The sequence below is a fragment of the Paraburkholderia phymatum genome (genome assembly GCF_038900715.1).
Taxonomy (GTDB): Bacteria; Pseudomonadota; Gammaproteobacteria; order Burkholderiales; family Burkholderiaceae; genus Paraburkholderia; species Paraburkholderia phymatum_A.
Genome location: NZ_JAYMRZ010000004.1, coordinates 367863 through 391840 on the forward strand (window position 1 = coordinate 367863; position 23978 = coordinate 391840).

Sequence of the window (23978 nt, forward strand, 5' to 3'; positions counted from 1 at the left end):
GCTTCTAGGCAGCGGTCACTTGCAGCCCGCGTTGTACCGCCGGACGCGCGAGGCCGCGATCGAGCCACGTCTGCACATGAATAAAGCGGTCAAAGCCAACGAGCTCGCGCGCTTCGTAAAAGCCAATCAGGTTACGTACCCACCCGAGCAGCGAGATATCGGCGATGCTGTAGTCGGCGCCCATCACCCACTCGCGATCCGCGAGCCGTTGGTCGAGGACACCGAGCAGCCGTGCCGATTCGGTCGCATAGCGGTCGCGCGGACGCTTGTCCTCATAGCTTTTGCCGGCGAATTTGTTGAAGAAGCCGACCTGGCCGAACATCGGACCGACACCGCCCATCTGCCACATCAGCCACTGGATCGTTTCATAGCGCGTGTTGGGATCGGTGGAGAGGAGCTGCCCCGTCTTGTCCGCGAGATAGAGCAGGATCGCTCCAGATTCGAACAATGCAAGCGGCCGGCCGCTCGGTCCGTTGGGATCGTAGATCGCTGGAATCTTGCCATTGGGATTGAGCGCGACGAAGGCCGGATCGCTGTTCTCGTTCGCAAGGATGTCGATACGGTGCGCCTCATAAGCGAGGCCTGTCTCCTCCAGCATGATGCCTACCTTCACACCGTTAGGCGTGGGCAGGGAAAAGAGTTGCAGCCGATCGGCGTACTGCGCCGGCCAGCGCGTGAAAATCGAATGATCGAGTGTCACTTTTTTCCTCATAGACTTGTCGGCTAATACGAAGAGCCCAGACGCGTTGCCGAGAATCTTTCCCGGGTGCGTCCAGGCTTTGGCGTTAGGCCTGTATCACATCAAACCTCTTGGGACCCTCGGCGAGGGTCCATGCGACCGATAGAGTTCAGATCGCGCCAGCCGGCGTAACGGCGGGAAAGTCCTTCTCCGGATCGAACACGTTGTTGAAGAAGTTCGTCAGGGAGTACATGGCGACCAGCGCGACGATCTCCATGACGTTCGCATCGGTGTAGCCGGCATCGCGGACGGCTTTCAGATCGGCGTCAGTGACCTGGCCACGGGCCTCGATGACCTTGCGTGCGAACTGGACGGCGGCGTCGCGCTTCGCGTCGCTGGCATGGCCCTTACGGGCGAGAATGATTTCATCGGCCGGCAGCTGGGCCATATGCTTCGCCGTAAAGCTGTGAACCGTCAGGCAGTAGTTGCAGCCATTCACTTCGGAGACAGCGAGGCCGATGCTGTCACGCGTCTTCACGTCGAGTGCCTTGCTCAGGGAGCCGAGCAGCGTGGCCCATGAGTTGAACGCGATCGGGCTCTGCGCGAACGTTGCCATCATGTTCGGGGTGAAGCCGATGTTCTTGCTGAACGCATCGAGAGTCGGCTTCGATTCGGCCGGCACCTGTTCCGGCTTTAGGGCAGTACTTCTTGGCATGTCAGTCATCCTTAAGGTTACGGGTTTTACGAACACTTATACGAGATCCAGCACATCGGCCACCGGACGACGCGGCTTCTGCGCCCAGTTTCCCGGACGCTCCGCCCCGATGGTCAGCAGCATGACGGGCACTTCGTTCTCGGCCAGTCCGAATTCGCGGTGCACCGCTTCGGCATCGAAACCGATCATCGGCGTCGAACCCAGGCCCAGCGAGCGCGCCGCGTAGATCATCGCCGCTGCGCCGAAGGTGCCGGTGCGTACTGCCTCGTCACGCTGGCGCTGCGGGTAGTCCTTGTACAGATCGCGCGCGGGGTTTTCCCACTCCGGCACCATCGCGGCGGGCATCACGCCCGCTTCCACCAGCGGAGCGAGGCGTTCCGGTATGACGCTGGAATCGGCCAACTGGCCGCAGACGATGAAGGTAACGGCCGCATCGGTGATCGCGGGCTGGTTCCACGCGATCGGGCTGAGCCGTGCCTTGGCTTCACGCGTGCGCACGGCAATGAAACGCCAGTTCTGCAGGTGGAAGGATGTCGGCGCAGAGGTGCCGATACGCACGAGCTCGCGGATCTGGTCGTCGCTGAGGGTGGCAGCAGGGTCATAGTACTTGGCGGCGCTGCGGCTCAGGATGCATTCGATGACGGCATTAGTCATGGTGGTTCCTATAGGTGAAGGAATAGGTCGAGGGACAGGAGTGCTTTCGCTCTATGCAGAGCGGTTGTCATTCAAGCTTCTGAACGCTTTCGGCGTTGAGCAGCGCTGCCAAAGACGCCGGCGCGAGGAAATATCAATGGCGTGAATAGCGATACGACTCATCGTGCGACGCTTTCATCAAGTGGTTACGAGCCTTCACTTTAGGCGTACCCGATGCCGATTTCGAGACTGCATATGCTCAATAAAATGCTAGAAAGGATCAAAACAACGAGGCGGTCCATCGCCCAACTGCGGTACGGAACGGCACGACGCAAGTCGTCTCGTCGAGATCGAGATTCAGGTGCCCGCAGGTAAAGACGAGTGTGTCGCTCGCGCGAAAGCACTGGCCGCCTCGCGCCGGCGCGCCTGGCGCCTCATCCAGGCTGCACGCTGAAAGAGAAGCCCATTACTCGTCTGTGCTCGCCAGACGACGCCATTGCCCCGGCGTCATCCCCATCTTGTCGGTGAACACACGCCGGAATGCCGATACCGATTGGTATCCGACCGACTCGGCCACGGCCTCGGTGCTCATCGCCGGCTTCTTCAGCTCGTTGGCGGCCAGGCTCATCCGGATATCGGTCAACAGTTCGATGGCCGAGCGCCCCAGCTTGTCCTGAAAGTGCCGCATGAAAGTAGCGCGTGACATGCCGCACAAATCGGCCAGCTCAGGCAGGTTCCAGGGTCGCGCCGGATCGGTGAACATGGCTGAAATGGCCGGGGCCAGTCGCGGATGGCCAGCCAGTGCCAACAGGCCTGGCGGGGCTTGCTCAGATTCGCTCGCCGCGCGCAGTGCCAGTGTGAACAGCGCCGAGGAAAGCGCATTGAGGATGGCGTATCCGCCCGGTTTGTCGCCGGCGGACTCCATGCGCATCAGCGCCACGAGACTGGCCAGATGGTTCGAAGCAGATGCGAGGCCCTCTTCACTCAGGCCGGCCATGGCGCGCACCACCAGATTCGTCGGAAGGTAATCGCGAATCAGCCGATCATGGGGTGGACCGATGAAAAATCGGCCACACAACATGTCCAGATGCTCGCCCTGGCCATCATTCTCACTGAGCGTCCATCCTGCAGAACCTTGGCGATTGCGGGTAAGACCCGGCGCAGCTCCGCTGCCATCGTGAAGCACGTGCGCCGACCCGTGAGGCAACAGCACGATATCTCCGCCCACCAGTTCCCTGGTCGTCCGCGTCCCGGGATCCTCAATAATGGCCCGACCCTTGAGCACGACGTGGTAGGGAATCTCGTGCGCCGCCGATTGGGGCCAGGCCACACGCCAAGGCGCACCGTACGCGCAGCGGACCTCGAGCTGGCCAGCGATGGTGATCATTTGCAGGAGATTGCTCAGCCAGTCGACTTGGGGCATAGGGCCTCGGGAACTTGAAACGCGCAAGCAGCTTATTGTGGCTGCATACCAGTTGCATGCGCCACACGGCGCATTGCTTCAACTGATCGGACACGTAGCGCGAACGCGTCCGGGGAACCGGTCGGTACATACGAAGAGCCCAGACACTTTCCAAAGGCTCTTTCCTGGCGATGTGGCCATACGTGATTGCACGTGGTCAGTTTTCGGCGATGCGCAGGATGGGCTTGAGTGTGGTGCCTTTTGTGCTGTCCTCGGCGGCTTGGTTGATCTGTTCGAATGGGTAGAACTTGACCAATCGATCGAATGGAAAACGCCCCTGTTGATACAGCTCGACCAGTTGAGGAATGAATACCTGAGGCACACTGTCACCCTCTACGATGCCTCGGACACTGCGCCCGCCCAATATCAGATTGTTAATGTCAAAGCTTGCCTTGGTCCCGAGCTTTGGAGCCCCGACGATACCTAACGTGCCCAGTCCGCCGAGCGCCTCAATGCCGGCTTCAAGTACTTCCGGTCGGCCGGTAGATTCAAGTGCGAAACCGGCACCGCCGCCAGTTAGCTCTCGTACAGCGTTGACGACATCAACCTCTCGGCTGTTTATGGTGTGGGTAGCGCCGAGCTCGTCGGCGAGTTCCAGCCGGGAAGGCACCACATCGACCGCGATGATTGTCGTGGCGCCGGCGATGCGCGCGGCCATCACTGCGCTCAATCCTACTGCGCCGGCGCCATAGGCGACGAAGCTGCCGCCCGGACGTACCTTCAGCGAATTGATGACAGCTCCCGCGCCTGTCTGGATGCCGCAGCCCAACGGGCCCAGCAACGCAAGCGGGGCCTCAGCCGGTACTTTGATCGCGTTTCTCTCGCGGGCAAGCGCATAGGTGGAGAACGAAGATTGTGCAAAAAAATGGTCGTGCAGCGGTTCTCCGTCGCGGCTTTGCAAGGCAATGTCTCCGTCCGGAGCGGCGCCGCCAAAGTTATGCGCATAGAAGTTCTCGCAATACGTTTCATGGCCACTGACGCATGGCGCGCAATGACCGCAGGCACCGTAGGTCAATACGACATGGTCGCCGACTTTCAGGTTCTTGACGTCGGGCCCTTGAGCTTCGATCACGCCCGCGCCCTCGTGGCCGAGCACTGCCGGTAACGGCACCGGATAGTACTGATCGCGCACGATCAAGTCTGTATGGCACATGCCCGTGGCTACCACCTTTACCAATACCTCGTCGTTTCGGGGCGCGCGGATGTATGCCGGTTCAATGGTGAATGGCTGGCACGAGGCTCGGGCCACCGCTACGGTGACTGCGTGTCGATCGGCGGCTATATGCATGATGTCTTCCTCGTCATATGGGGTAGGCAGGTGCTTCGCCCTTGATAGTGAGCCATTGACATTGAGTGAACTATTCCCAGTTCGCTGCGCCTCCAGTACTTGTACCGTTGCCGGAGGTGCCGACGCCGCCGAGCGGATTGATTACTTCGTCGTTGGCCGTCTGATCGTTGATAGGCAGCAGGCCACTTCGCAAGCGTTGGCCAAGCTTGAGTGCTCGCCCGACGTTACTGGAGACGACTGCCATCGACAGCCCGTATTCGGTGTCGTTGGCTAGTGCGATCGCTTCGTCATCTGTGTCGAAAGGCCTGCGAGACATGCGGCTCTACGCATCACTGCGCGCGTTCGTCATAAGGAAGGGCGGCCCACGTCTCCTGGGCGTGGGCTGCTGCCGCCGCCTGTTTGGCGATAAGTGCGGCGTCAGCCACTGCGATCTGGCCCAGTTGTTTGCCGGTCGCGGGTTCCGTGACAGCAACGATGTTGTCGCCCTTGCGCCATTGACCAACGAACAGGCAGCCATTCCAGGTTGTGCCATGCAAGAACGGTTGCGGTTGAGTCATTGGATATCCTATAAAACGAAAGTGCAAGATCACAAGCTAATAATCACAACACTGCGTTAATACAAATCCTGTAGAAGTGGTCAGCGGGCGATCCCTGTGCACATTTCGCGCTTCAAGATGGCGCCTTACCTGACCGGCTTGGTCAGTTCTTTGTCGTTGCTATCGACGACGAATACCGCCAACAGCTTCGCAGGTTTGGTTTTGCTCGCGTTCCGGCTCACGGGATGGCTCGCGCCGGGCGGTTCGAACCAGCTTTCGCCGGCGCGGTACACGTGCACGTCACCATCGTTGACCTTTGATTCGACTGCGCCCGATACCACGTACGCGTAAATGAAGGCGGACTTCGCGTGGACGTGAGGTGCGGAGGCGGCGCCCGGCGGATACTCGACTTCCACAGCGACAAGTGATTTGCCCGGCAGATTGGGAATCGTTCGTTCGAAATTCTGCTTCACAATTTCGCTGTGCGCATGCGCCACGGCGCCAGCGCTGGCAAAGATTGCAATTGTCGCGCAACATCCGGTCAGAATCGGACGAATGATCATGGTCGGATTTCTCCATGTCGGCGTTCAATTTTTCTACCGTCGACGGTACGAATTGAAGCGCCAATAGTGATTAGGTATCTTCTGATACGAACCCTTGCGAAAAGAATCGATGCTGTCCATCTTCGTCAAGCTGACTAAGCACCTCATTCGTTTTCTCGTTGATCAACATCTCAATTGTGCCGGTAATGGTATTGTTGAAATGAAATGCCAACCGCTCCAGACTTCGCTTCGTAGCGATGGATACGAGACAATTGACACGCTCGTGCTTTCCGCCGATGCCAAGTCGCCTCTTCCGATACCGTCTTTGTCGTTCCGAATTAGAAAGTGCCATAGATCGTTTCTTGGTTTTGCCAATAATCGTTCGGCGCCCCACAGTCGAAATCGTCGTCCCAGCTTATTCGTTTACGTCAGAACTTTTTTGTCAGCGTCAAATCGCTCCACTTCGCTCTATTTCGACGCTGTTTTATATCGACGATCGAACCAAGATATTCGCCGAGCGACAGGACGTTCTGAGTTCAATTAAACTTTGAACATCCCGCCAACGCAACGAAATCAAAGTCTCTTTTTGACATACGTGCGTATAGATCCGTTACGTAGAGGTCGCCGTGGATATCGCATGCAACGCTGCAAGATGGTTGACGACTCACCAGGATTTCCTTGAATCAACGTGAAAGCACAATATTTTTGGACCGGCTATTACTGCGCTAACCGAGCAGGCGATACGCGACCTATGATCCAGTTGGTATTTGTTGTAGAAGCGATGGCTAGTTTGAGCAGTCCTATTCTCAATAGGATTGCTCATCCCATCGCGAACTGACCCGCCCGGTGAAAGGGCAGTCATTAAATGAGGCGAATGTATCTTTCGCGAGTCGCGCCTCGGTCAAAGCGACTTTTGCTGCTCGGTGTTTCGATGACCCATTCAGATACATTGCGATATGAATGGGTTTTGCCTGTAAGACTTTTCTCGCCCACCGCACTCTCTCGCACCCGTGGGGGTCGTAAAGCCGCATTTGATGTCTTCTCTGCACATAAAGAGGAAACGCACTTGACTAGCTGCGTTTCTCCATTTTTGCGCTTGAGAGGCGCGACACGCTTTCGCTTTTCGCGGCAAACACTGAGTCCGGGACACGGCGGAAACTGATGGCGAGCCGGTTATAGGCGTTCATCAAGCCAATGGCCATCGTGAGATCCGCAAGCTCTTTCTCACTGAACACTGCGGCGACGGCATTGAAATCATCGTCCGGCACATGGGTGTCGGCCACGAGTGTCACCGATTCCGCCCATGCCAGCGCAGCTCTTTCGCGGTCACTGAACATCGGTTCCGCCTCCCGCCAGGCTTGCACGAGGGCAAGCTTCGCTGGCGTCACGTTTTTCTTGATCAGGTCGCGGGTATGTATGTCCAGGCAGTAGGCGCAGCCGTTGATCTGGCTCACGCGCAGATAGACGAGGTCGATGAGGACGTCTTCAAGACCCGACTGCACGATATAACCGTACACGCCGCCAAACGCCTTCACACCGCCGGGCGATGCATTAATGTAGTCTAGTCTCATTTGAATTTCCTACTTGACGTTGGTCGTCAGCTCCTTGTCGTTCGAATCGACAACGAATACCGCAAGTAGCTTCGCAGGCTTGGTTTTGCTCGCATTGCGGCTCACCGCATGGAGTGAACCGGGTTCCTCGAAGAAGCTCTCTCCCGCCTTGTACACGTGCTCAGGCTCGTCGTTCACCTTGCTGACCACGCTGCCCGATACGACGTAGGCGTAAATGAACGCCGACTTGGCGTGGGTATGAGCGTGTGAGGCGCCGCCGGGGGGATAAAGGACTTCCACGGCGATGAGGGATTTGCCTGGAATGTTCGGGATCGCCCTTGAGAAATTCGGCTTGACCGTGTCGCCGGCATCGTGAGCCGCGGCAACCCCGGCAAAAGCCATACTCGCTGCGGCTACGAGAGACAGAAGAATGCTATGAAGTTTCATGACTAGCTCCTTGGAGGCTAGAATCATGATCTGTTAGAAGTTCATGGAAAAGAACCAAGAACGTACATTTTGAATGTACCATGGCCCATGACTATTCGAAATCTAATGCTCGAGCGCGCGTCCAAAAGGTCGCTATCGAATGGGCAAGACGCGCCGTGCCTGGATCATTGAAGACGATTTCTATTCATCCAGACTTTGCAGTGGCGCTCAAGCGCGCCGATGGCGTGGATGACAAGAGGATTGCGCGGGAGGCCTATTCCTATGGGCTTGCGCCTGGACCTTTGTCGCGATGGGGGATACGAAAGGGCGCCGGCTTGCGGTGCCCAGGTACGGTTAGCGACCGGCGCTCTGACCGCCGTCGACGTGCAGAATCTCTCCCGTGATGAACGGTGCGGAATCAAGGAAGAGAATCGCGTCGGCGATATCGCTCATCTCACCCATGCGTCCCACCGGATGAAAGGCGCCCAGTGCCTCATGGGTTTCCGGCGCATGCACCGGCGACTTGATGATTCCGGGCGCGACGGCGTTCACGCGAATTCCTTTCCTCGCGTACTCGATAGCCAGCGACTTCGTAGCCGCGTTCAGCCCTCCCTTCGTCAGGGCTGCCAGAACCGAATACACACCGCTCTGCGCGGCATCGACGATGCTGGCGGTCACGCTAAACCACATGGCCGCTCGAATGCCTTTCCATTTCGCTGATAGCGAGTTGCGTGATGTGATAGAACCCCGCCATGTTCACGTTCATCACCGCAGCGTAGTCTTCGACGGTGTGTTCAGTGAAGGGTTTGCCGATGTATATGCCGGCGTTGTTCACCAGCGTGTCGATCCGGTCAAATCGTGCGACACCTTCGGCAATGACGCGATGGGCGGTCGCCGGGTCGCCAATATCACCAGCGACGGTCAGAATGTTCGCGTCGTCCGACGGCTTGATCGAACGCGCAGTCGCGACAATGTAATAGTCAAGCTTGCGAAACGCCTTGACGACTTCGCTGCCTATGCCTTGCGAGGCGCCTGTCACAACGACTACTTTTTGTGATGTGCTCATGATGTACCCAGGAATAGTGTTGGCGAGCTTCAATGCCTGCCGGGTCGACAGGTTTGCTCACGCCGGACTTAAACACGTCGATTCAGCTTTCGCATATACCAGCAATCAACCGTTTTGGGCTTGCGCCAGCCACTGGACAAGGCTGATGCGGCCAATCCGGGCGTCGCCGAGCGGTACGAGCGAGTGCTCTTCGACGCGTCCACCGAAGTACCGCGCGTCCTGATCCGTCACCACAGGGCGCGCGTCGCCTACCGATCTCAGATAACGCGTGACGATCTCAGCGAAAAGGGCACGGTCGGGGCCGGAGATATCGACCGTGCCGTTCAGCGGCGCGGCGAGAGCGGTCTGCGCGAGGATCACTGCGACATCGTCGGCAGCGATAGGTTGAAACAGTCCGTCGCCAAGGCGAACAGTACCGCCTACCGTACTGGAATCTGCGATACCTCCGATGAACTCCATGAACTGGGTGGCGCGCACGATGGTGTATGGCACGCCCGCCGCTTCAATCGCCGCTTCCTGTGCGACCTTGGCGACGAAATACGTGTTCTCCGGCATCCGTTCGCAGCCGACGATGGACAGCGCGACGTGATGGCGTACTCCAGCAGCCACCTCCTCTTTGCCGAGGTTGCGTGCCGACGTGCGGAAGAAGTCGAGCACCGCCTGAGGCTCCCATGACGGCGCGTTCGTCACATCCACAACAACGTCCGCACCCACGAGTGCATTGCGCAAGCCTTCGCCCGTCACGGCGTTCACGCCGGTACGCGGCGAAGCGGCGAGTGCCTCATGGCCCGCCTTGCCAAGAAGCGTGACGAGACGCGACCCGATCAGGCCGGAACCACCGATTACGAGGATCTTCATGGCGGATTCTCCAGATGAGAGTGACGTGATGGAGCACGCGAAGCTCATGGCGGTGCTGTATTGCCCGGGGTTCACCGCCGTCGCATCGCGTGAGGCTATGGTGGGAAGACGGTGAGCTATTGAAAAGTGCGCAGAATTATCGATCGGAGCTGGACATCTTGATGCGGCTCCATCCTGGTCGACGAAGGCTATCTCCAGACGCGTGTTCCGACCGACCTCAAAATCCACCCAGACGCGTTCCCGAGAATCTCTCGCGGGTGCGTCGAGGCTTTGGCGTTAGGCTCGTTACGCCCGCATCAGATGACACATCCGGGAACCGTCGGCTATGGCTCGATGCGGGCGGATAGGGTTCAGATCGCGCCAGCCGGCGTAACGGCGGGAAAGTCCTTCTCCGGATCGAACACGTTGTTGAAAAAGTTCGTCAGGGAGTACATGGCGACCAGCGCGACAATCTCCATGACATTCGCATCGGTGTAGCCGGCATCGCGAACGGCTTTTATATCGGCGTCAGTGACCTGGCCACGGGTCTCGATGACCTTGCGCGCGAACTGGACGGCGGCGTCGCGCTTCGCGTCGCTGGCATGGCCCTTACGGGCGAGAATGATTTCATCGGCCGGCAGCTGGGCCATATGCTTCGCCGTAAAGCTGTGAACCGTCAGGCAGTAGTTGCAGCCATTCACTTCGGAGACAGCGAGGCCGATGCTGTCACGCGTCTTCACGTCGAGTGCCTTGCTCAGGGAGCCGAGCAGCGTGGCCCATGAGTTGAACGCGATCGGGCTCTGCGCGAAGGTTGCCATCATGTTCGGGGTGAAGCCGATGTTCTTGCTGAACGCATCGAGAGTCGGCTTCGATTCGGCCGGCACCTGTTCCGGCTTTAGGGCAGTACTTCTTGGCATGTCAGTCATCCTTAAGGTTACGGGTTTTAGGAACATTTATACGAGATCCAGCACATCGGCCACCGGACGACGCGGCTTCTGCGCCCAGTTTCCCGGACGCTCCGCCCCGATGGTCAGCAGCATGACGGGCACTTCGTTCTCGGCCAGTCCGAATTCGCGGTGCACCGCTTCGGCATCGAAACCGATCATCGGCGTCGAACCCAGGCCCAGCGAGCGCGCCGCGTAGATCATCGCCGCTGCGCCGAAGGTGCCGGTGCGTACTGCCTCGTCGCGCTGGCGCTGCGGGTAGTCCTTGTACAGATCGCGTGCGGGGTTTTCCCACTCCGGCACCATCGCGGCGGGCATGACGCCCGCTTCCACCAGCGGAGCGAGGCGTTCCGGTATGACGCTGGAATCGGCCAACTGACCACAGACGATGAAGGTAACGGCAGCATCGGTGACGGCGGGCTGGTTCCAGGCGATCGGGCTGAGCCGGGCCTTGGCTTCACGCGTGCGCACGGCGATAAAACGCCAGTTCTGCAGGTGGAAGGATGTCGGCGCAGAGGTGCCGATACGCACCAGTTCGCGGATCTGGTCGTCGCTCAGGGTGGCGGCAGGGTCGTAGTACTTGGCGGCGCTGCGGCTCAGGATGCATTCGATGACGGCATTATTCACGGTGGTTCCTATAGGTGAAGGAATAGGTCGAGGGACAGGAGTGCTTTCGCACTATGAGTACCCGGATTCGTTCGACGTGTTGGCGCGGAGTTTTCTCCTCTGCTTCAGGAGATTGCCGCACGGATGCGTCTCTTGCAGTCGTGCCGCAGTACTTCACCACGCGTGCGTCGGCGCATAAGCGGATCGGCCGCCGGCCGTGCGATGTCCGCTCGATCATCGGCATTCGATCGCACTGACACTCCCCGGTAGAAATCACGGCCGTTACCGTATGCAGCGCATTGCTGTTCAATGTAGTGTCGTACCATCTTGATTAGCGGCGTCACGCTGAAGTTGCTCAAGGACAGACATTGCATCGTCGGCCGCTTCCAGGGGTACGAAGATGTGATCGTGATAGGTTGCGGCGACCACATTGCAGCTGATACCGACCGCGCCGAGCGCGCCGGAGAATGCGGCCGTGAGGCCGGCAGAAGTCAGGTCCGAGCGAAGCAGCAAGGTGATCCATGCGGCACGAAACGATATCTGTAAATTGAATCGTTCTGCTACGCCGAGTTCTACAAACACAGTCAATCCTTCTTGTTCCCGGAATGTCCCAATAATTGCGCTTCCCGGAATGCCTTCTGGAGCCCGTTCGCCTAAAGCAAGGCTTACGAACGCGACACGCTCCCGATTGAGGACAGGAGACATAGAGGCGATCAGTGTTCTCAGATTCGTAGTTCTCTCGTGCATGCTCTCATATTCCATAAAGGCCAAATCGCACGATTGAGTAGCGGTCTGGCTTATAGCCGCGAAGCGGTGGCTAGACGTATGGCCCTTAAGTCGGATTGTCACTAAATGACTGCAGAGGCGTACTTTTTCTCGATCGGATACTGCCGGTTGTTCCGAAGCTGAGTTGCGCGGAAAAGCTCGCCGGCGTATCTGACAAGTGTACTCAGAGCAAACGTATTGCTGGACCATACCTGAGAATATGAACTTGATACCTTGAGAGCATTGCTGGAGAACGCCACATGCAAGAGACTGAATGAGAACGCGGTCATGTCGGCGGGGGCCATCTTGCCTAATCCAACGATGACCGGCTCAGCTGTAAGTCGATGCTGTCCGGTTAGCTGGGTGTAGCGTGATCGTGAAACACAGTGACGAACTATTCCGAATGTGGACCGGGATAGCTTTCGTGCGTGATTGTCGTTGCAGCTTGATCTATGGGGCGAAAGCTCCGATCAACCAGACGCTCTATGAATTCAGACGAGGAATCCATCTTCGACCCAGAACGTAAGGCTTCGACCGACAGTACCAGTGAACAGTCGCCCGACATTGCACAGGACGGCTACTCTGATGCCCCGCCGGAGTCTGCTATTCCCGTGGGCGGCGTTTCCGCGAACTATGGTCGCTACATCTCGAATGAACCAACAGATCATGTTCCGGCGACATCGCGGAATGTGCGCGCGGGACAGTCTTCTAACTACGCTTCTTATCTGAATCGAAGTCGTGCGCCCGGAGAAGACCAACTGCGCGCGATGCACATGTCGATCGAGCAACGGCGTCCTCAGATGTATCCCCGGCTGCGCGATGCGAGTATCGAACGTATACGTCGATTCGGCACGCCGGAGTCTTGGAAAGCCGGCGAGACGATGTTTCGCACCGGCGAGCCGGGACTCGGACTCCGAGTTATCTTACGTGGCAATGTCTTGCTTACCCGGCGAGATGGACTGGGACAATCACATTTTTTGGCTGAATTGAGCGAAGGGCAGTTCCTTGGGGAGACAGCGCAGCTCACGGGGAAACCATATCTTGTCGACGGATATGCGCTCAAGGATGTCGAGGCGATCCTGATCTCACCCACGCAGGTACGTGCACTCCTGATAGAGGAGGCGCAGCTGGGGGAAATCATCATGCGCGCCCTCATACTGCGCCGTGCCGCGCTCGTACAGGAAGATAGCGGCCCGGTACTCATCGGGACCGTGACGGACCCTAAGACCTTGGCGCTCGAGGGGTTCTTTCGGCGAGTCAATCATCCCTATCGGGTGGTCGATACGGAGAGCGATGCGGAAACCGTCGGCTTCCTCTCAAAGCTTCCGGACTGGCGCGAATCGACGCCAATAGTGGTGCTGGCCAACGGAAATGTTTTACGCCGTCCAGACGAGGCGGCGCTGGCTGCCGGGCTCGGTCTTCTGCCGGAATTGCCTCCAACGAATGTTTATGATGTAGCGATAGTCGGGGCGGGTCCGGCTGGACTGGCGGCCGCGGTATATGCGGCGTCGGAAGGCCTGTCTGTCATCGTCTTCGACGCACACGGAGCTGGCGGGCAAGCCGCGGCCAGCGCACGTATAGAAAACTATCTGGGCTTTCCCACTGGGATTTCGGGTCATGCACTCGCCCATCGGGCATTCATGCAGGCCGTCAAGTTCGGCGCGGAAATTTCGATCCCGTCTGAAATTGCCAGGCTGGAGTGTGGCGTGTCGCCGTTCAGGGTTCATCTCACTGATGGTCGTGTCGTCAGTGCGCATTCAGTCGTGATTGCAAGCGGTGCTTCGTATCGTCGTCCGGATATCGATGGTCTCGATTTGTCCACGGCGAAAGGCGTCTATTATTGGGCGTCTTCCATCGAGGCAAAGCTTTGCCAGGACACGGAGATTGTACTTGTCGGAGGAGGAAATTCGGCTGGTCAAGCCATTGTGTATCTCTCCAATTATGCGAGCCGTGTCAATGTACTCGTGAGGCGTGGGGGGCTGGAAGAGACCATGTCTCGATATCTGATCGATCGTGTAATGGCGCTACGCAACGTGACGATACATGCGCGCACGACAATCGAATCAGCATCTAGCGATGAAGACGGACTTTGCGGTCTGACGGTGAACGCTGACGGACGGAATGCGTCAATCGAGACAAGACACCTGTTTCTGTTCACAGGCGCCGACCCAAATACCCAGTGGCTTCGCGACTGCGAAGTGGAAGTCGATGACAGGGGTTTTGTTTTGACAAACGCGGCAGAGTCTTCCGAGACCTCGAGATGCCCTGCATTCCAGACCAATGTGCCCGGCGTTTTTGCTATAGGCGACGTGCGTTCGTCGTCCATCAAGCGAGTCTCGGCTGCAGTCGGAGAAGGCGCGGCAGTCGTGTCAGAAATTCACTCGATGCTCACGCAGATGCGTACGTGTTCAACATATCATGCCAGGCCATCACACGGATGAGCTTGACGGTCGTTGCGCGTTGTACGTTGCGCGTTGTAGGGCGCTCGTCGCGACAATACGATTTACATGTGCCTCGCCTGGCCGGTTTGGGATGTGTCGAATGGTTCGCTGGCCGGCGCCAGCTGGCGATATCCCTCCGTCTGCCTGAAGTGACTTACACGTGACGTTCCAAGGCTTATGCGCGACGGCGGCCTTTGCGCCCGTCGCACCATGCCGCGCGACAAAGTTATTCGCGCTGCGCTGCCCGGACTCGCGATGCCACTCCCGAATCGGGGACGACGGTTTGTCCCTCGCGAGTCCGCAGGGACCTGGCTTGCAACGCTGATGCGACGTCGTCAATTGCCCTAAATGCAGCGTCCGGGCGCAACGTGCACACAAGGGAGCACGTATTCTAGCGGCCTATCGAGACATTGCTGTCGCCTCAGGCGCGCACCTCGGTGCAACCTGAATCGATTTGATCAACAGGCAGGCGGACGCGGCAAGAAGAACAAGATCTTTAATCAGGAACTGCCCCACGTCGCCTGATAGCCAAGGGAAGCCGCCCAGCGGGGCTGCTGTTACACCGGGAGTGCTGAACATAAACGTTAGCGTGATGAGATACGTCGCGCAGGACATTGCCGCACCAAGAGCCGAAAATAGCGGGACGAATGCGCCCAGGATAAGAGCGGCAGCCGTTGACAGTTCCAGTACGCCGATGACATCGCTCGCACCCTGTACACCGAATAGGGTGTTAAGCCAACCTATAATCGGACTGTGCATGATGAACGAAGAGATCCCATGAGCTTCGTAACTGGTGAACTTCATGCAACCGAACCAGAGAAATATGACTACCAAGGCCCAACGAAGGAATCCGAGCGGCCAAACGGAAGTGTCATGTCTTTCCGCGACGTATACGTTCTTAAGCATATCTTTCTCCAATAGATCTGACTTGATAAACTCGGATGAACGAGCCAACTCCCAGACAGTATTTGCGATGATTTGCCCGTCGCAAGCAAAAGTGAGTGGGTTGTATAGATAAAACGTTCTGACTGAGATGGCCTTGCTAGCTGACCTGTATCCTGAAGTCGCGAATTAGTCCACGTCAAACAAACATCTGTATGCGCGCAGAGCGTCAGATAAAAAATAATATCTGCCAGCGTCGTCATTAACAAACATACGTGAGTATCGGTTGATTTCCACATGGACTCGTATGTGTGTGCTCAAGCTCGCACAATGACGCGCGCATCGCGACGTGCCAGGGCGATGAGTTCGTTTAGAGGAGGGTAAGGCCTCGCATTTATCGCGGACATTAGGACAATTCCACAGCCGGCTAACACGGTTCGAGCGCTCGACCTTCTGACGTGCGTACGGCGCAAACAGAGAGAGAGACGCCATCATTCCTGCATCAGATGCGTGGCGTGGGTAATTGCACCGCCCGCGCAAATCGCGGCCGCCACCACGGCAGTCTCCGCCAATTGGGCGTTTGTGGCACCGGCGTTCCGCGCGGCAGTGGTATGAAGCTCAATGCAGTACGGGCACTGCGTGGTTAGTGCAACAGCAACCGCAATCAATTGTTTGGTTTGAACGGACAAGGCGCCTTCCTCAAAGGCAGCTTTGTCGAAGGCCCAGAACGCCGCAATACCTGCGGGCGCGTGGTCTTCAAGTTTTTGAAGACGATTCAGATTTGACATATCGAACATGTTCAACTCCCGACACAGCGAAACACGCGTGTGATAAGTCTCGCGGCTTCGGATGATGGATTCGTCATCGACAACCGGGATCACGCGGCGCGTGTTCACCGGTGCCTTGTCGCCAACTGGATCATATGTGCATGTGCGCCGGTCAACAAACATACTTTCGTATATCAAAACCGCTACCGAGTACGTTCGAAGTTCGGGGAAGTCCTTCTACAGAAATGCAGGTTCGATGGCGTGAAAGACGGGAGTTCAGGTGTGTGTGTGATGTCGGTCAGGCAGGAAAGCGATGCCATTGCGCTCGCACGAGAAAGGCCGACGGCCACCGAGCCGTTCTACGCTTTCGCCATAACGTAATAAATCGTGGCCACCGCGGGCATTGATCAAAGCGATCGCGCGAGGCAAGTCCGCCCTGAAAAAAGCAAGCGATCCGTTTCTTTCATTTCTGTAATGTTAAAAACATTGAGCCATTTTAGAACGCATCGAATAAAATGGCGGCTGCGTCTGGGAGGACAGGCAATCACATCGAGTACGAACGGTCGATCTGACTGGAATTGATATCTGGCAAGCTAACATGAACGAACCTGCTACCCTCGATATGACTCTGCTTCGCGCAGGTCAGATTGAACTGTATCGTAGGTGGTACGAGGGGAGCGAGTCGGTCCTGCTTGCGACGACGTCTCTCGATACGGCGTCTGGAAAGCCTTGGTTGCTGCAGTCGGAGCACGAGCTGAAGGAGACCTTGGTGGGATCATGGGCGCTGCAGCCTCTGAAGCTCTCACATCGTCTGGATCAGATTCAGCTGACGCTCTCGGACCCCGGTGGGTACGTGCTTCGAGAAAGCTGCGGCGCACCGGTTGCAATTGATCAATTTTTGACGCTCGCTATTGCACTCGCGCGCGCGGTTTCGGCAATGCACGCACAAGGAATTGTGCATCGCGACCTGTCACCGGAAAATATTCTTTTCAACTGGCGCGCAGAGCGGGCTTGGCTGACTGGCCTCGGCAACGCGATGGTCTTGGGCGCGGATCACCGTTCGCTTTCCCCGTTGTCGAGTACGTCGCTGCATTACCTTGCTCCCGAGCTATGTGGCACGATCAATCGGCCAGTCGATGCGCGCGCGGATCTGTACTCCTTGGGCTGTGTCTTATATGAACTGACTACCGGTTCCCCGCCAGTTCCGGTGGACGATTTGCCTAGTGCAGTGCACTCTCACCTCGCGATGCTACCGTCGCCGGCGAGCGCGGTCATGCCTGACTGCCCAAAGGTACTCTCACAAGTCATTGCGACGTTGATGGCCAAGGACCCAAACGACCGATATTCGTCAGCCGATGGTCTGCTCGGAGACCTATTGAGGTGCCATGCAGCGTGGCGAGAGCATTCCCACCTCCAGTGTTTTCCGATTGATCATGCTAACGCTGCGAGGAGGCTCAATGCGTCTGACCGCATATACGGACGTGTCTGTGAACTGAATGCTCTGCGCGATGCATTCGAGGATGTGGCGAGTGATGGCCGGACGCGGTGCGTAGCACTATTCGGTGGGTCTGGAACGGGTAAATCTGCGCTTGTTCGCTGTTTCGAGCGGACGCTCGACGAAAATACTCACAGGTTTGGGGCGGGCAAATGCGGGCAGGTGGAAGACGCCACACCCTACGGCTGTCTCGCGATGGCATTAAGGGATTTGCTTCATAACAAGTTAAGAGAGGAGGGCCGGGAATTCATCGCATGGTCTGAGAAACTTCGGGTAGCGCTCGGGTCTTCGATCGCACTGCTACGTACGCTCTTGCCCGACCTGAGTCTAATCGTTGAAGATTTACCGCACGTGACGAGCAGTGCTGCTGCCGCCAGCGATCAGGACAGATTCTTCGATGCCATATGCAAATTCATCGAGTGCTTTTCAACGGATCAACGTCCGCTGGTTCTTTTCCTGGATGATCTGCAGTGGGCCGATTGCGGCACGCTAAGCGTCGCCCAGCGCCTCCTGCAGGCGAAAGGCATGCGCAATCTGTTATTGATTTTTGCTTCGCGTAGCGAAGCAATGCTGGCTCCACAACAGGTATGGGCCGTACTCGACTGTTCTACTGTTCCAGTTACTGAAATCACCCTCGGCCCGATGGAGTTTGTCGACGTGAACCGCCTGGTCAGTGACATATTGGGTTGCTCGCCGGCTAGATCAATTCCACTATCCGACCTGATTCAGACAAAGACGGGTTCAAATCCGTTCTTCGTCATACGGTTTATGTCGATGCTGCTGGATGAAGGACTCGTATGGTTCGACTCGGGCAGTTCTTCGTGGCAATGGGATTTGTCAAAGGCGCGCTCCAGCAATTACACCTCCAATGTGGCTGAGTTGCTGCTCGATAAACTGGAAACGTTGCCTGTCGCGACGCTGAGCCTGTTGCGATGCATGGCATGCCTCGGAGACAGCAGCACGGTTCAGATTCTAGCTATGGCTGCGGCGATTGAAGAGCACAGCGTTCATACCTTGTTCGACCCGGCGGAGCATGCCGGATTGGTCCGATGGAACGCGTCGGCATATTCATTTTTGCATGACCGGATCCGCGAAGCGACCTACAACTCTCTCGTTCGGGACCATCGGCACAAGGAAATGCACATTACGGTGGGAAGACGGCTTGCAAGAGCGCGGCCCGAACAGCGAGAGTTGCTTTTCGCCGCTGCGAATCAGATCAACCTTGGCGCGGAACTTATCGATGACAGTGACGAAAAGCTGCGCTACGCACGCTTGAATCTCGATGCGGCAATACTTGCGAAAAAATCGGCAGACTATCGCGCGGCGATCGCATATCTTCAGGCGGCCTCGTTCCTCCTGCGGGACGTCGAAGACTTGACGATCGCAGGTCAGATTGAGTTTCACAGAGCTGAATGCGAATTCGTAACCGCGGACTTGACTGCTGCCGAGGCAAGATTGGAGCGTCTGTGGTCATCTGACATCGACATCGTGTTGAAATCCAGTGTCACAAGGCTTCGCGCTGCCCTGTACACGACGCAAGGCAGGCAACGCGTCGCGGTCGACATAGGACTGTCTTACCTGGCACAGCTTGGCATTGTCGTTTCTGGCGAGCCGGGTGACGAGGACGTAGAAAGAGATCGCGCGAAGCTGATTCAATACATTGATCGCGCGCGGCTGGAATCGGTCGCACAGCGGGGAGCGATAGCTAGTCCAATGTGGGCCGGCGCGATGGATGTGTTGGGAGACCTGATTCTGCCCGCGCTCTTTTGCAACAACGAGAATCTGGTTGACAGCCTTGTATTCACGATGGCGCTGATGACCGTGGAGAGGGGATTCTGCAGTGCGTCTAGCTATGCATTCGTTCACGCGGCCGGCATTCTCGCTTACCGTTTCCGCGACGTTGAGCGAAGCCTGTTCCTTGGCGAGAAGGCGCTCCAGTTAAGCTCCGACGAGGGCTTCGACAGACTGGCGGCGCGCGTGCGCATGTGCTTTGGCGTCCTTGTGATTCCATGGACAAGACCAATCAGGTCCGCTCAACGCTACATTAAAGATGCGGTGAAGGCCGCATATGATAGTTGCGACCTGACGTATGCGGTTTATTCCAAGAGAAATCTCGTTTCTAATCTGCTCTTCGTGGGTGCACCCCTTGGAGAAGTTTTGCGTGCGACAGAAGAGGCGGTTGATTTTGCGCGCAGTGCCGGATTCAAGCTTGTCGTCGATACGATACTTGTGCAACTGATGGTTGCTTCAACGTTACGAGGCACATACGCTCAGACATTCGAGTCCAGGGGACTCGAATCGGACTGGAGTGAGAGTCTTACTGATGGAGTTGCCTGCACGAGTACAGGCGCATTCGCGTTCTGGGTGCATCGGCTTCAGCTCTGCGTTCTGTTCCGCGATTGGGGCGGTGCGCTGGAGGCTGAAGGGAAAGCAACAGGACTGCTCGGTGCTTCGCTCGCACACATCGAGACCGCGGACCTTCCTTATTACGGCGCCCTCTGTCGGGCGGCAGCATTCTTCAGTGCGACAGAAGAAGGGGCGCGAGAAGTGCATCTTCGCGCACTCCGAAACCATCACGATTACCTTCAGTCGCTGGCGGAGTCGTGTCCTGATAATTTCGGCGATCGGGCAGCGCTAGCGGCTGCTGAGCTGGCAAGGGTGCAGGGCAGGAATGGCGACGCGCAACTGTTGTACGAAAAAGCGATCGACCTTGCGCGCAAGCAAGATTTTGTTCACAACGAGGCAGTCGCGCTCGAAGCGGCAGCAAATTTTTACTCTGCTCAGCATCTTCCTGTTGTAGCGGAAACATTGCTCCGAAATGCTCGGTATGCATACCTCCATTGGGGCGCGGAAGGGAAGGCGCGAGAGGTCGAGGTTCGCATGACGCGGATTATAGGTCGTCAGCGGTCGGAGCTCAGAAACGATACGGGGGGAGTGCACCTTGATACCAGGGCGGTGGTAACTGCATCACATGCTCTTTCCAGCGAAATTGTCCTGCCTCGACTTCTCGAGGTGCTTATTGGAAACGTTCTGGAGCACGCTGGAGCGGAAAGGTGTGCTGTTGCGCTACATCGGAAGGGCGAATTCCGGATAGAAGCTGAAGCGCGAGCGTCTCTGGACGGTCTCACCTATGTCATCGAATCGCGCCAGCTTCAGGAAGTCGAGTTGCCACTAGGTATATTCATGACCGTCGCAAGGACTCGACAGAAGGTGCTGCTCGATAATGCAACCCGTTCTGATGAGTTCGCACGGGACCGCGACGTTATTCAACGAGGGCTACGGTCAGTGTTGTGCATGCCTTTGCTGAAGCAATCTGAGCTTGTCGGCATCCTGTATGTCGAGAACAACCTCATATCAGGCGCATTCACGGAAGAGAAGACGACGCTGCTTGAGGTATTTGCTTCGCAAGCCGCGATCTCACTCGAAAATGCGCGGCTCTATGCTGACACGGTACGGAGTAACGCGTTGCGCGAAGCCGCTGAACGGGAGCTCCAGGATACGAGGGAAGAGCTCGCGCGGGTAGCGAGCCTTACTACGATGGGGCAGCTAGTCGCGTCTATTGCACATGAAGTTAGTCAGCCGCTAGTTTCAATAGCAACCAGCGCCGGAGCAGCGTTGCGCTTTATGAGGCGTGGTGAACCGGACTTCGTTGAAGTCGAGGATGCGTTAAAGAGAATTCAATTCGACAGTACTCGTGCACATGACGTAGTGCGAAGCCTGCGGGCGCTGGTCAAGCGATCTGCTCCTTCCTTTTCAGCGTTCGACCTGCACGACGCTATCGAGGAAGTGTTGTTGGTTACAAGGAGCCAACTTGAGAAGCACGCCGTCTGGCTCGATTCGAACGCGATCTCCGGTACGAGGTTGGTGTGGGGCGATAGGGTTCAGATACAACAGGTAGTTCTCAATTTGATAGTCAACGCGATTGAGGCAATGCACGAAATCGGCGACCGTGAACGTCGCCTGTTCCTCGGGAGTTCGGCCGCTGACGGGCATGTAAGGCTCGTGATCGAGGACACGGGTGTTGGCATAGAGGAGGGCGCAGCTGACCACATCTTCGCACCCTTCGTCACAACAAAGCCGCATGGCATGGGCATGGGCTTACCGATATGCCGCTCCATAGTGCAAGCGCATGCGGGTCGACTTACTGTTGAACGATTGAATCCTTACGGAACGCGATTCGAAGTATGGCTTCCCGAACCGGGGGCAGCCTCCGTCTACACGTCCGGGCCTAATACCTGATTCAGCGCATTTTCGAACGTCTGCGCATCAAGTGGCTTTTCCAGATAACAACTTGCACCATGCGAAATCGCGACTTTCCGTGCCGAGTCGTTCCAGAGAGCCGTGATGAATATCACCGGGATTGAATAACCGTGCTGCTCTAACAGCAACTGCATGTCGATCCCGCTCAATTGCGGCATCTCGACATCGGACACAATGCATGCGCATTGTTCGAGTACGCCGGACGAAAGGAAATTCTGCACCGACGGGAATGTCCTCGCTTCAGCGCCTAAAGATCGCACGAGGCTCGCGAGGGACAGTCGGACGGACTCGTCATCATCGATGATCGAAATCAGGGTGTTGCGCAACGACAATCCCCATGAAATGGGGGACGGCGCCGAGAACCCGATCGGCAAACCGTTCCGCGATCGAATAGATACATTGGGAAGTTATATTATCGCCACTGCCAACGGAAGCATACCTGCGTATAAGAAAAGCGGCCTGGATCGATCAGTTGCGCTTCGATAAAAAACGCCGCTCCGGCTCGATGCCCAGAATTTCGCCGATGCGAACGAATTCCGCAAGCGTGCGGCTCGCCATTTTCTTCATTGCGTGAGCACGGTGCGTTTTTATTGTGATTTCGCTGAGATTCATTTCTGCCGCGATCTGTTTGTTCATGAGGCCCGCGACTACATAGCCCATAACAGCCCGTTCTTTGGCGTTCATTGAATCGTACCGGTATCGAAGGTCGGCCATCGAGCGTTCGTTCAACAGGCGCTCGGCGTCATGACGCAAGGCCGAGGCGACAGCGTCAAGGATATCCTGGTCACGAAACGGTTTCGCCAGGAAGTCCAATGCACCTGCCTTCATGGCTTGAACCGTCATGGGAATATCACCATGCCCGCTGATAAAGACGATGGAAATAGACAATCCCATCTTCACAAGCTGCTGCTGAAGCTCCAACCCACTCTCGTGTGGCAGTCTCACGTCGAGGATGAGGCAGCTCGGTATCGCCGGCCTCGAAAACGACAGGAATTCACGTGTGGACGCGAATGTCTCCGCGCGCAGGCCCACGGAACGGAAGAGGGCGCTCAAAGACCGCCTGGTCGGCTCGTCATCGTCGACGATATATACGATCGACTCGTGTACGGTCTCAGTTCTGCCTGCTACGTCTCGTTGAGGTGGACGAGAATGGGCGAACATCTTTCCTCCTTTGAAATACAGTCGACTGCGCGGGGACCGTTGCCCGACGCCCGGAATGAAGCATCTATTCTCCTAGAGAAGTATTACACGACGACGAGTCCCATGCTACCTACGGGCGGAGCTAATCTCACCGGACAAAGGCTCAATGTATGCCGCTACGGCGGCGGTTGTGTCAGACTATTGTAGGTATTTGCCCGTGTGCCAGTGTGGCCGGTCGGCGCACTTACGTGACCGGCTGACCGCACCCGCGCTTATAATGGGGTAATGTGGCGACCCACATCGGCCCAGGCAGAAAACACAAGAGGATAGTTTGAATGGCGCGCCCCAGAGAGTTCGATGAGGCAGCCGCACTCGACGCGGCGGTGGATCATTTCTGGCTCCACGGATACCAGTCTACTTCGGTTCGCGAACTGGCTGCTGCGATGGGGATTACAGGCGCCAGTCTTTACAACGCGTTCGGCGATAAGCGTGCCCTTTTCAAGCTGGCCCTTGCCCGCTACATCGAGACAGGTATCGAAGGCCGTGTTATTCGCGAACGTCAGTCTACGGTAAGTGCGATCGACGCATTTTTCAAAGATATCGTCAACTATTCGCTAAGAGATAAAAATCGAAAAGGCTGTCTACTAGTGAATTCAGCTCTTGAGCTTGGCGACGATGATACAGAGCTGAAGGGGGTCGTGTCGGACGTTTTCGTTGAGATCGAGGCCTTTTTCAAACGCGCAATAGCAAGAGGTCAGGAACAAGGTGAAGTATCGACCGGACTTCCCGCGACTGATCTGGCCCGCCTCTTACTAGGTGCCTTACTCGGGATTCGGGTGCTTGCCCGAGTGCGCCCCAATCGTGCTCTGCTCGAAGGTATTGCCCGTTCGGCCCTCCTCGTGCTCAAGGTGTGACCGCCTGGCTGCGCAGCCGCCGTTTCGGGA

General features: G+C 57.1%; 20 protein-coding genes and 2 pseudogenes. 3 read left to right on the forward strand and 19 right to left on the reverse strand.

Going from position 1 to position 23978, the window contains the following annotated elements:
* Window positions 1-4: 4 nt before the first annotated feature.
* The 15 genes and pseudogenes from VSR68_RS10390 to VSR68_RS10460 all read right to left on the reverse strand — a co-directional run bounded on the left by VSR68_RS10390 (window position 5) and on the right by VSR68_RS10460 (window position 12031).
* Entirely contained in the window at window positions 5-700 is a 696-nt protein-coding gene (locus VSR68_RS10390; protein ID WP_342939749.1) for a glutathione S-transferase N-terminal domain-containing protein, read from the reverse strand.
* 148 nt (window positions 701-848) lie between these two features.
* Complete coding sequence (locus VSR68_RS10395) at window positions 849-1394, reverse strand: carboxymuconolactone decarboxylase family protein (protein WP_342939750.1); 546 nt, start codon at window positions 1392-1394, stop codon at window positions 849-851.
* 36 nt (window positions 1395-1430) lie between these two features.
* Window positions 1431-2048: a nitroreductase family protein gene (locus VSR68_RS10400; RefSeq protein ID WP_342939751.1), complete on the reverse strand. Its 618-nt coding sequence runs from the start codon at window positions 2046-2048 to the stop codon at window positions 1431-1433.
* A 445-nt stretch (window positions 2049-2493) separates the two neighbouring features.
* A complete protein-coding gene (locus tag VSR68_RS10405; protein ID WP_342939752.1) occupies window positions 2494-3450 on the reverse strand; it encodes an AraC family transcriptional regulator in 957 nt (318 codons plus the stop codon).
* A gap of 196 nt (window positions 3451-3646) precedes the next feature.
* On the reverse strand, window positions 3647-4777 hold the full coding sequence (locus VSR68_RS10410; protein WP_342939753.1) for an NAD(P)-dependent alcohol dehydrogenase: 1131 nt from the start codon (window positions 4775-4777) through the stop codon (window positions 3647-3649).
* 70 nt (window positions 4778-4847) lie between these two features.
* Window positions 4848-5081 (reverse strand): annotated as a pseudogene (locus VSR68_RS10415) (aldehyde dehydrogenase family protein); the annotation flags it as partial.
* Window positions 5082-5106: 25 nt separating this feature from the next.
* Complete coding sequence (locus VSR68_RS10420) at window positions 5107-5334, reverse strand: aldehyde dehydrogenase family protein (protein ID WP_342939755.1); 228 nt, start codon at window positions 5332-5334, stop codon at window positions 5107-5109.
* Between the two features lie 125 nt (window positions 5335-5459).
* Window positions 5460-5876: a cupin domain-containing protein gene (locus VSR68_RS10425; protein WP_342939756.1), complete on the reverse strand. Its 417-nt coding sequence runs from the start codon at window positions 5874-5876 to the stop codon at window positions 5460-5462.
* A gap of 1049 nt (window positions 5877-6925) precedes the next feature.
* Window positions 6926-7432, reverse strand: coding sequence for a carboxymuconolactone decarboxylase family protein (locus VSR68_RS10430; protein WP_342939864.1), 507 nt, complete (start codon window positions 7430-7432; stop codon window positions 6926-6928).
* A gap of 3 nt (window positions 7433-7435) precedes the next feature.
* Complete coding sequence (locus VSR68_RS10435; RefSeq protein ID WP_342939757.1) at window positions 7436-7852, reverse strand: cupin domain-containing protein; 417 nt, start codon at window positions 7850-7852, stop codon at window positions 7436-7438.
* Window positions 7853-8185: 333 nt separating this feature from the next.
* Window positions 8186-8897, reverse strand: a pseudogene (locus tag VSR68_RS10440) (SDR family NAD(P)-dependent oxidoreductase).
* A 105-nt stretch (window positions 8898-9002) separates the two neighbouring features.
* Window positions 9003-9755 carry an SDR family oxidoreductase gene (locus VSR68_RS10445; protein WP_342939865.1) on the reverse strand — a complete coding sequence of 251 codons (753 nt, stop codon included), beginning with the start codon at window positions 9753-9755 and terminating at the stop codon, window positions 9003-9005.
* A 350-nt stretch (window positions 9756-10105) separates the two neighbouring features.
* Window positions 10106-10651: a carboxymuconolactone decarboxylase family protein gene (locus VSR68_RS10450; protein ID WP_342939758.1), complete on the reverse strand. Its 546-nt coding sequence runs from the start codon at window positions 10649-10651 to the stop codon at window positions 10106-10108.
* Window positions 10652-10687: 36 nt separating this feature from the next.
* Window positions 10688-11305 carry a nitroreductase family protein gene (locus VSR68_RS10455; RefSeq protein WP_342939759.1) on the reverse strand — a complete coding sequence of 206 codons (618 nt, stop codon included), beginning with the start codon at window positions 11303-11305 and terminating at the stop codon, window positions 10688-10690.
* A 285-nt stretch (window positions 11306-11590) separates the two neighbouring features.
* Window positions 11591-12031 carry an ACT domain-containing protein gene (locus VSR68_RS10460; protein WP_342939760.1) on the reverse strand — a complete coding sequence of 147 codons (441 nt, stop codon included), beginning with the start codon at window positions 12029-12031 and terminating at the stop codon, window positions 11591-11593.
* Between the two features lie 503 nt (window positions 12032-12534).
* Between VSR68_RS10460 and VSR68_RS10465 the strand changes: the two genes are divergently transcribed.
* Window positions 12535-14490 (forward strand): FAD-dependent oxidoreductase, encoded by a 1956-nt coding sequence (locus tag VSR68_RS10465; protein ID WP_342939761.1) that lies wholly within the window; start codon window positions 12535-12537, stop codon window positions 14488-14490.
* A gap of 399 nt (window positions 14491-14889) precedes the next feature.
* Here the strand turns inward: VSR68_RS10465 and VSR68_RS10470 are convergent, their stop codons facing one another.
* Window positions 14890-15396 carry a YkgB family protein gene (locus tag VSR68_RS10470; protein WP_342939762.1) on the reverse strand — a complete coding sequence of 169 codons (507 nt, stop codon included), beginning with the start codon at window positions 15394-15396 and terminating at the stop codon, window positions 14890-14892.
* Window positions 15397-15863: 467 nt separating this feature from the next.
* Window positions 15864-16268, reverse strand: coding sequence for a carboxymuconolactone decarboxylase family protein (locus tag VSR68_RS10475; RefSeq protein ID WP_342939763.1), 405 nt, complete (start codon window positions 16266-16268; stop codon window positions 15864-15866).
* A gap of 469 nt (window positions 16269-16737) precedes the next feature.
* Here VSR68_RS10475 and VSR68_RS10480 point away from each other — a divergent pair, with 469 nt between their 5' ends.
* The gene (locus tag VSR68_RS10480; protein WP_342939764.1) at window positions 16738-21873 is read left to right on the forward strand and encodes a trifunctional serine/threonine-protein kinase/ATP-binding protein/sensor histidine kinase; all 5136 of its coding nucleotides are present in this window, start codon (window positions 16738-16740) and stop codon (window positions 21871-21873) included.
* On the opposite strand, the gene VSR68_RS10485 is transcribed toward VSR68_RS10480, so the two are convergent.
* Together VSR68_RS10485 and VSR68_RS10490 are read right to left on the reverse strand one after the other, a co-directional pair.
* Complete coding sequence (locus VSR68_RS10485) at window positions 21849-22220, reverse strand: response regulator transcription factor (protein WP_342939765.1); 372 nt, start codon at window positions 22218-22220, stop codon at window positions 21849-21851. The genes VSR68_RS10480 and VSR68_RS10485 overlap by 25 nt on opposite strands.
* Before the next feature lie 142 nt (window positions 22221-22362).
* Window positions 22363-23055 carry a response regulator transcription factor gene (locus VSR68_RS10490; protein WP_342939766.1) on the reverse strand — a complete coding sequence of 231 codons (693 nt, stop codon included), beginning with the start codon at window positions 23053-23055 and terminating at the stop codon, window positions 22363-22365.
* Between the two features lie 314 nt (window positions 23056-23369).
* On the opposite strand from VSR68_RS10490, the gene VSR68_RS10495 reads away from it, so the two are divergent.
* Window positions 23370-23948: a TetR/AcrR family transcriptional regulator gene (locus VSR68_RS10495; protein ID WP_342939767.1), complete on the forward strand. Its 579-nt coding sequence runs from the start codon at window positions 23370-23372 to the stop codon at window positions 23946-23948.
* Window positions 23949-23978: the final 30 nt, after the last annotated feature.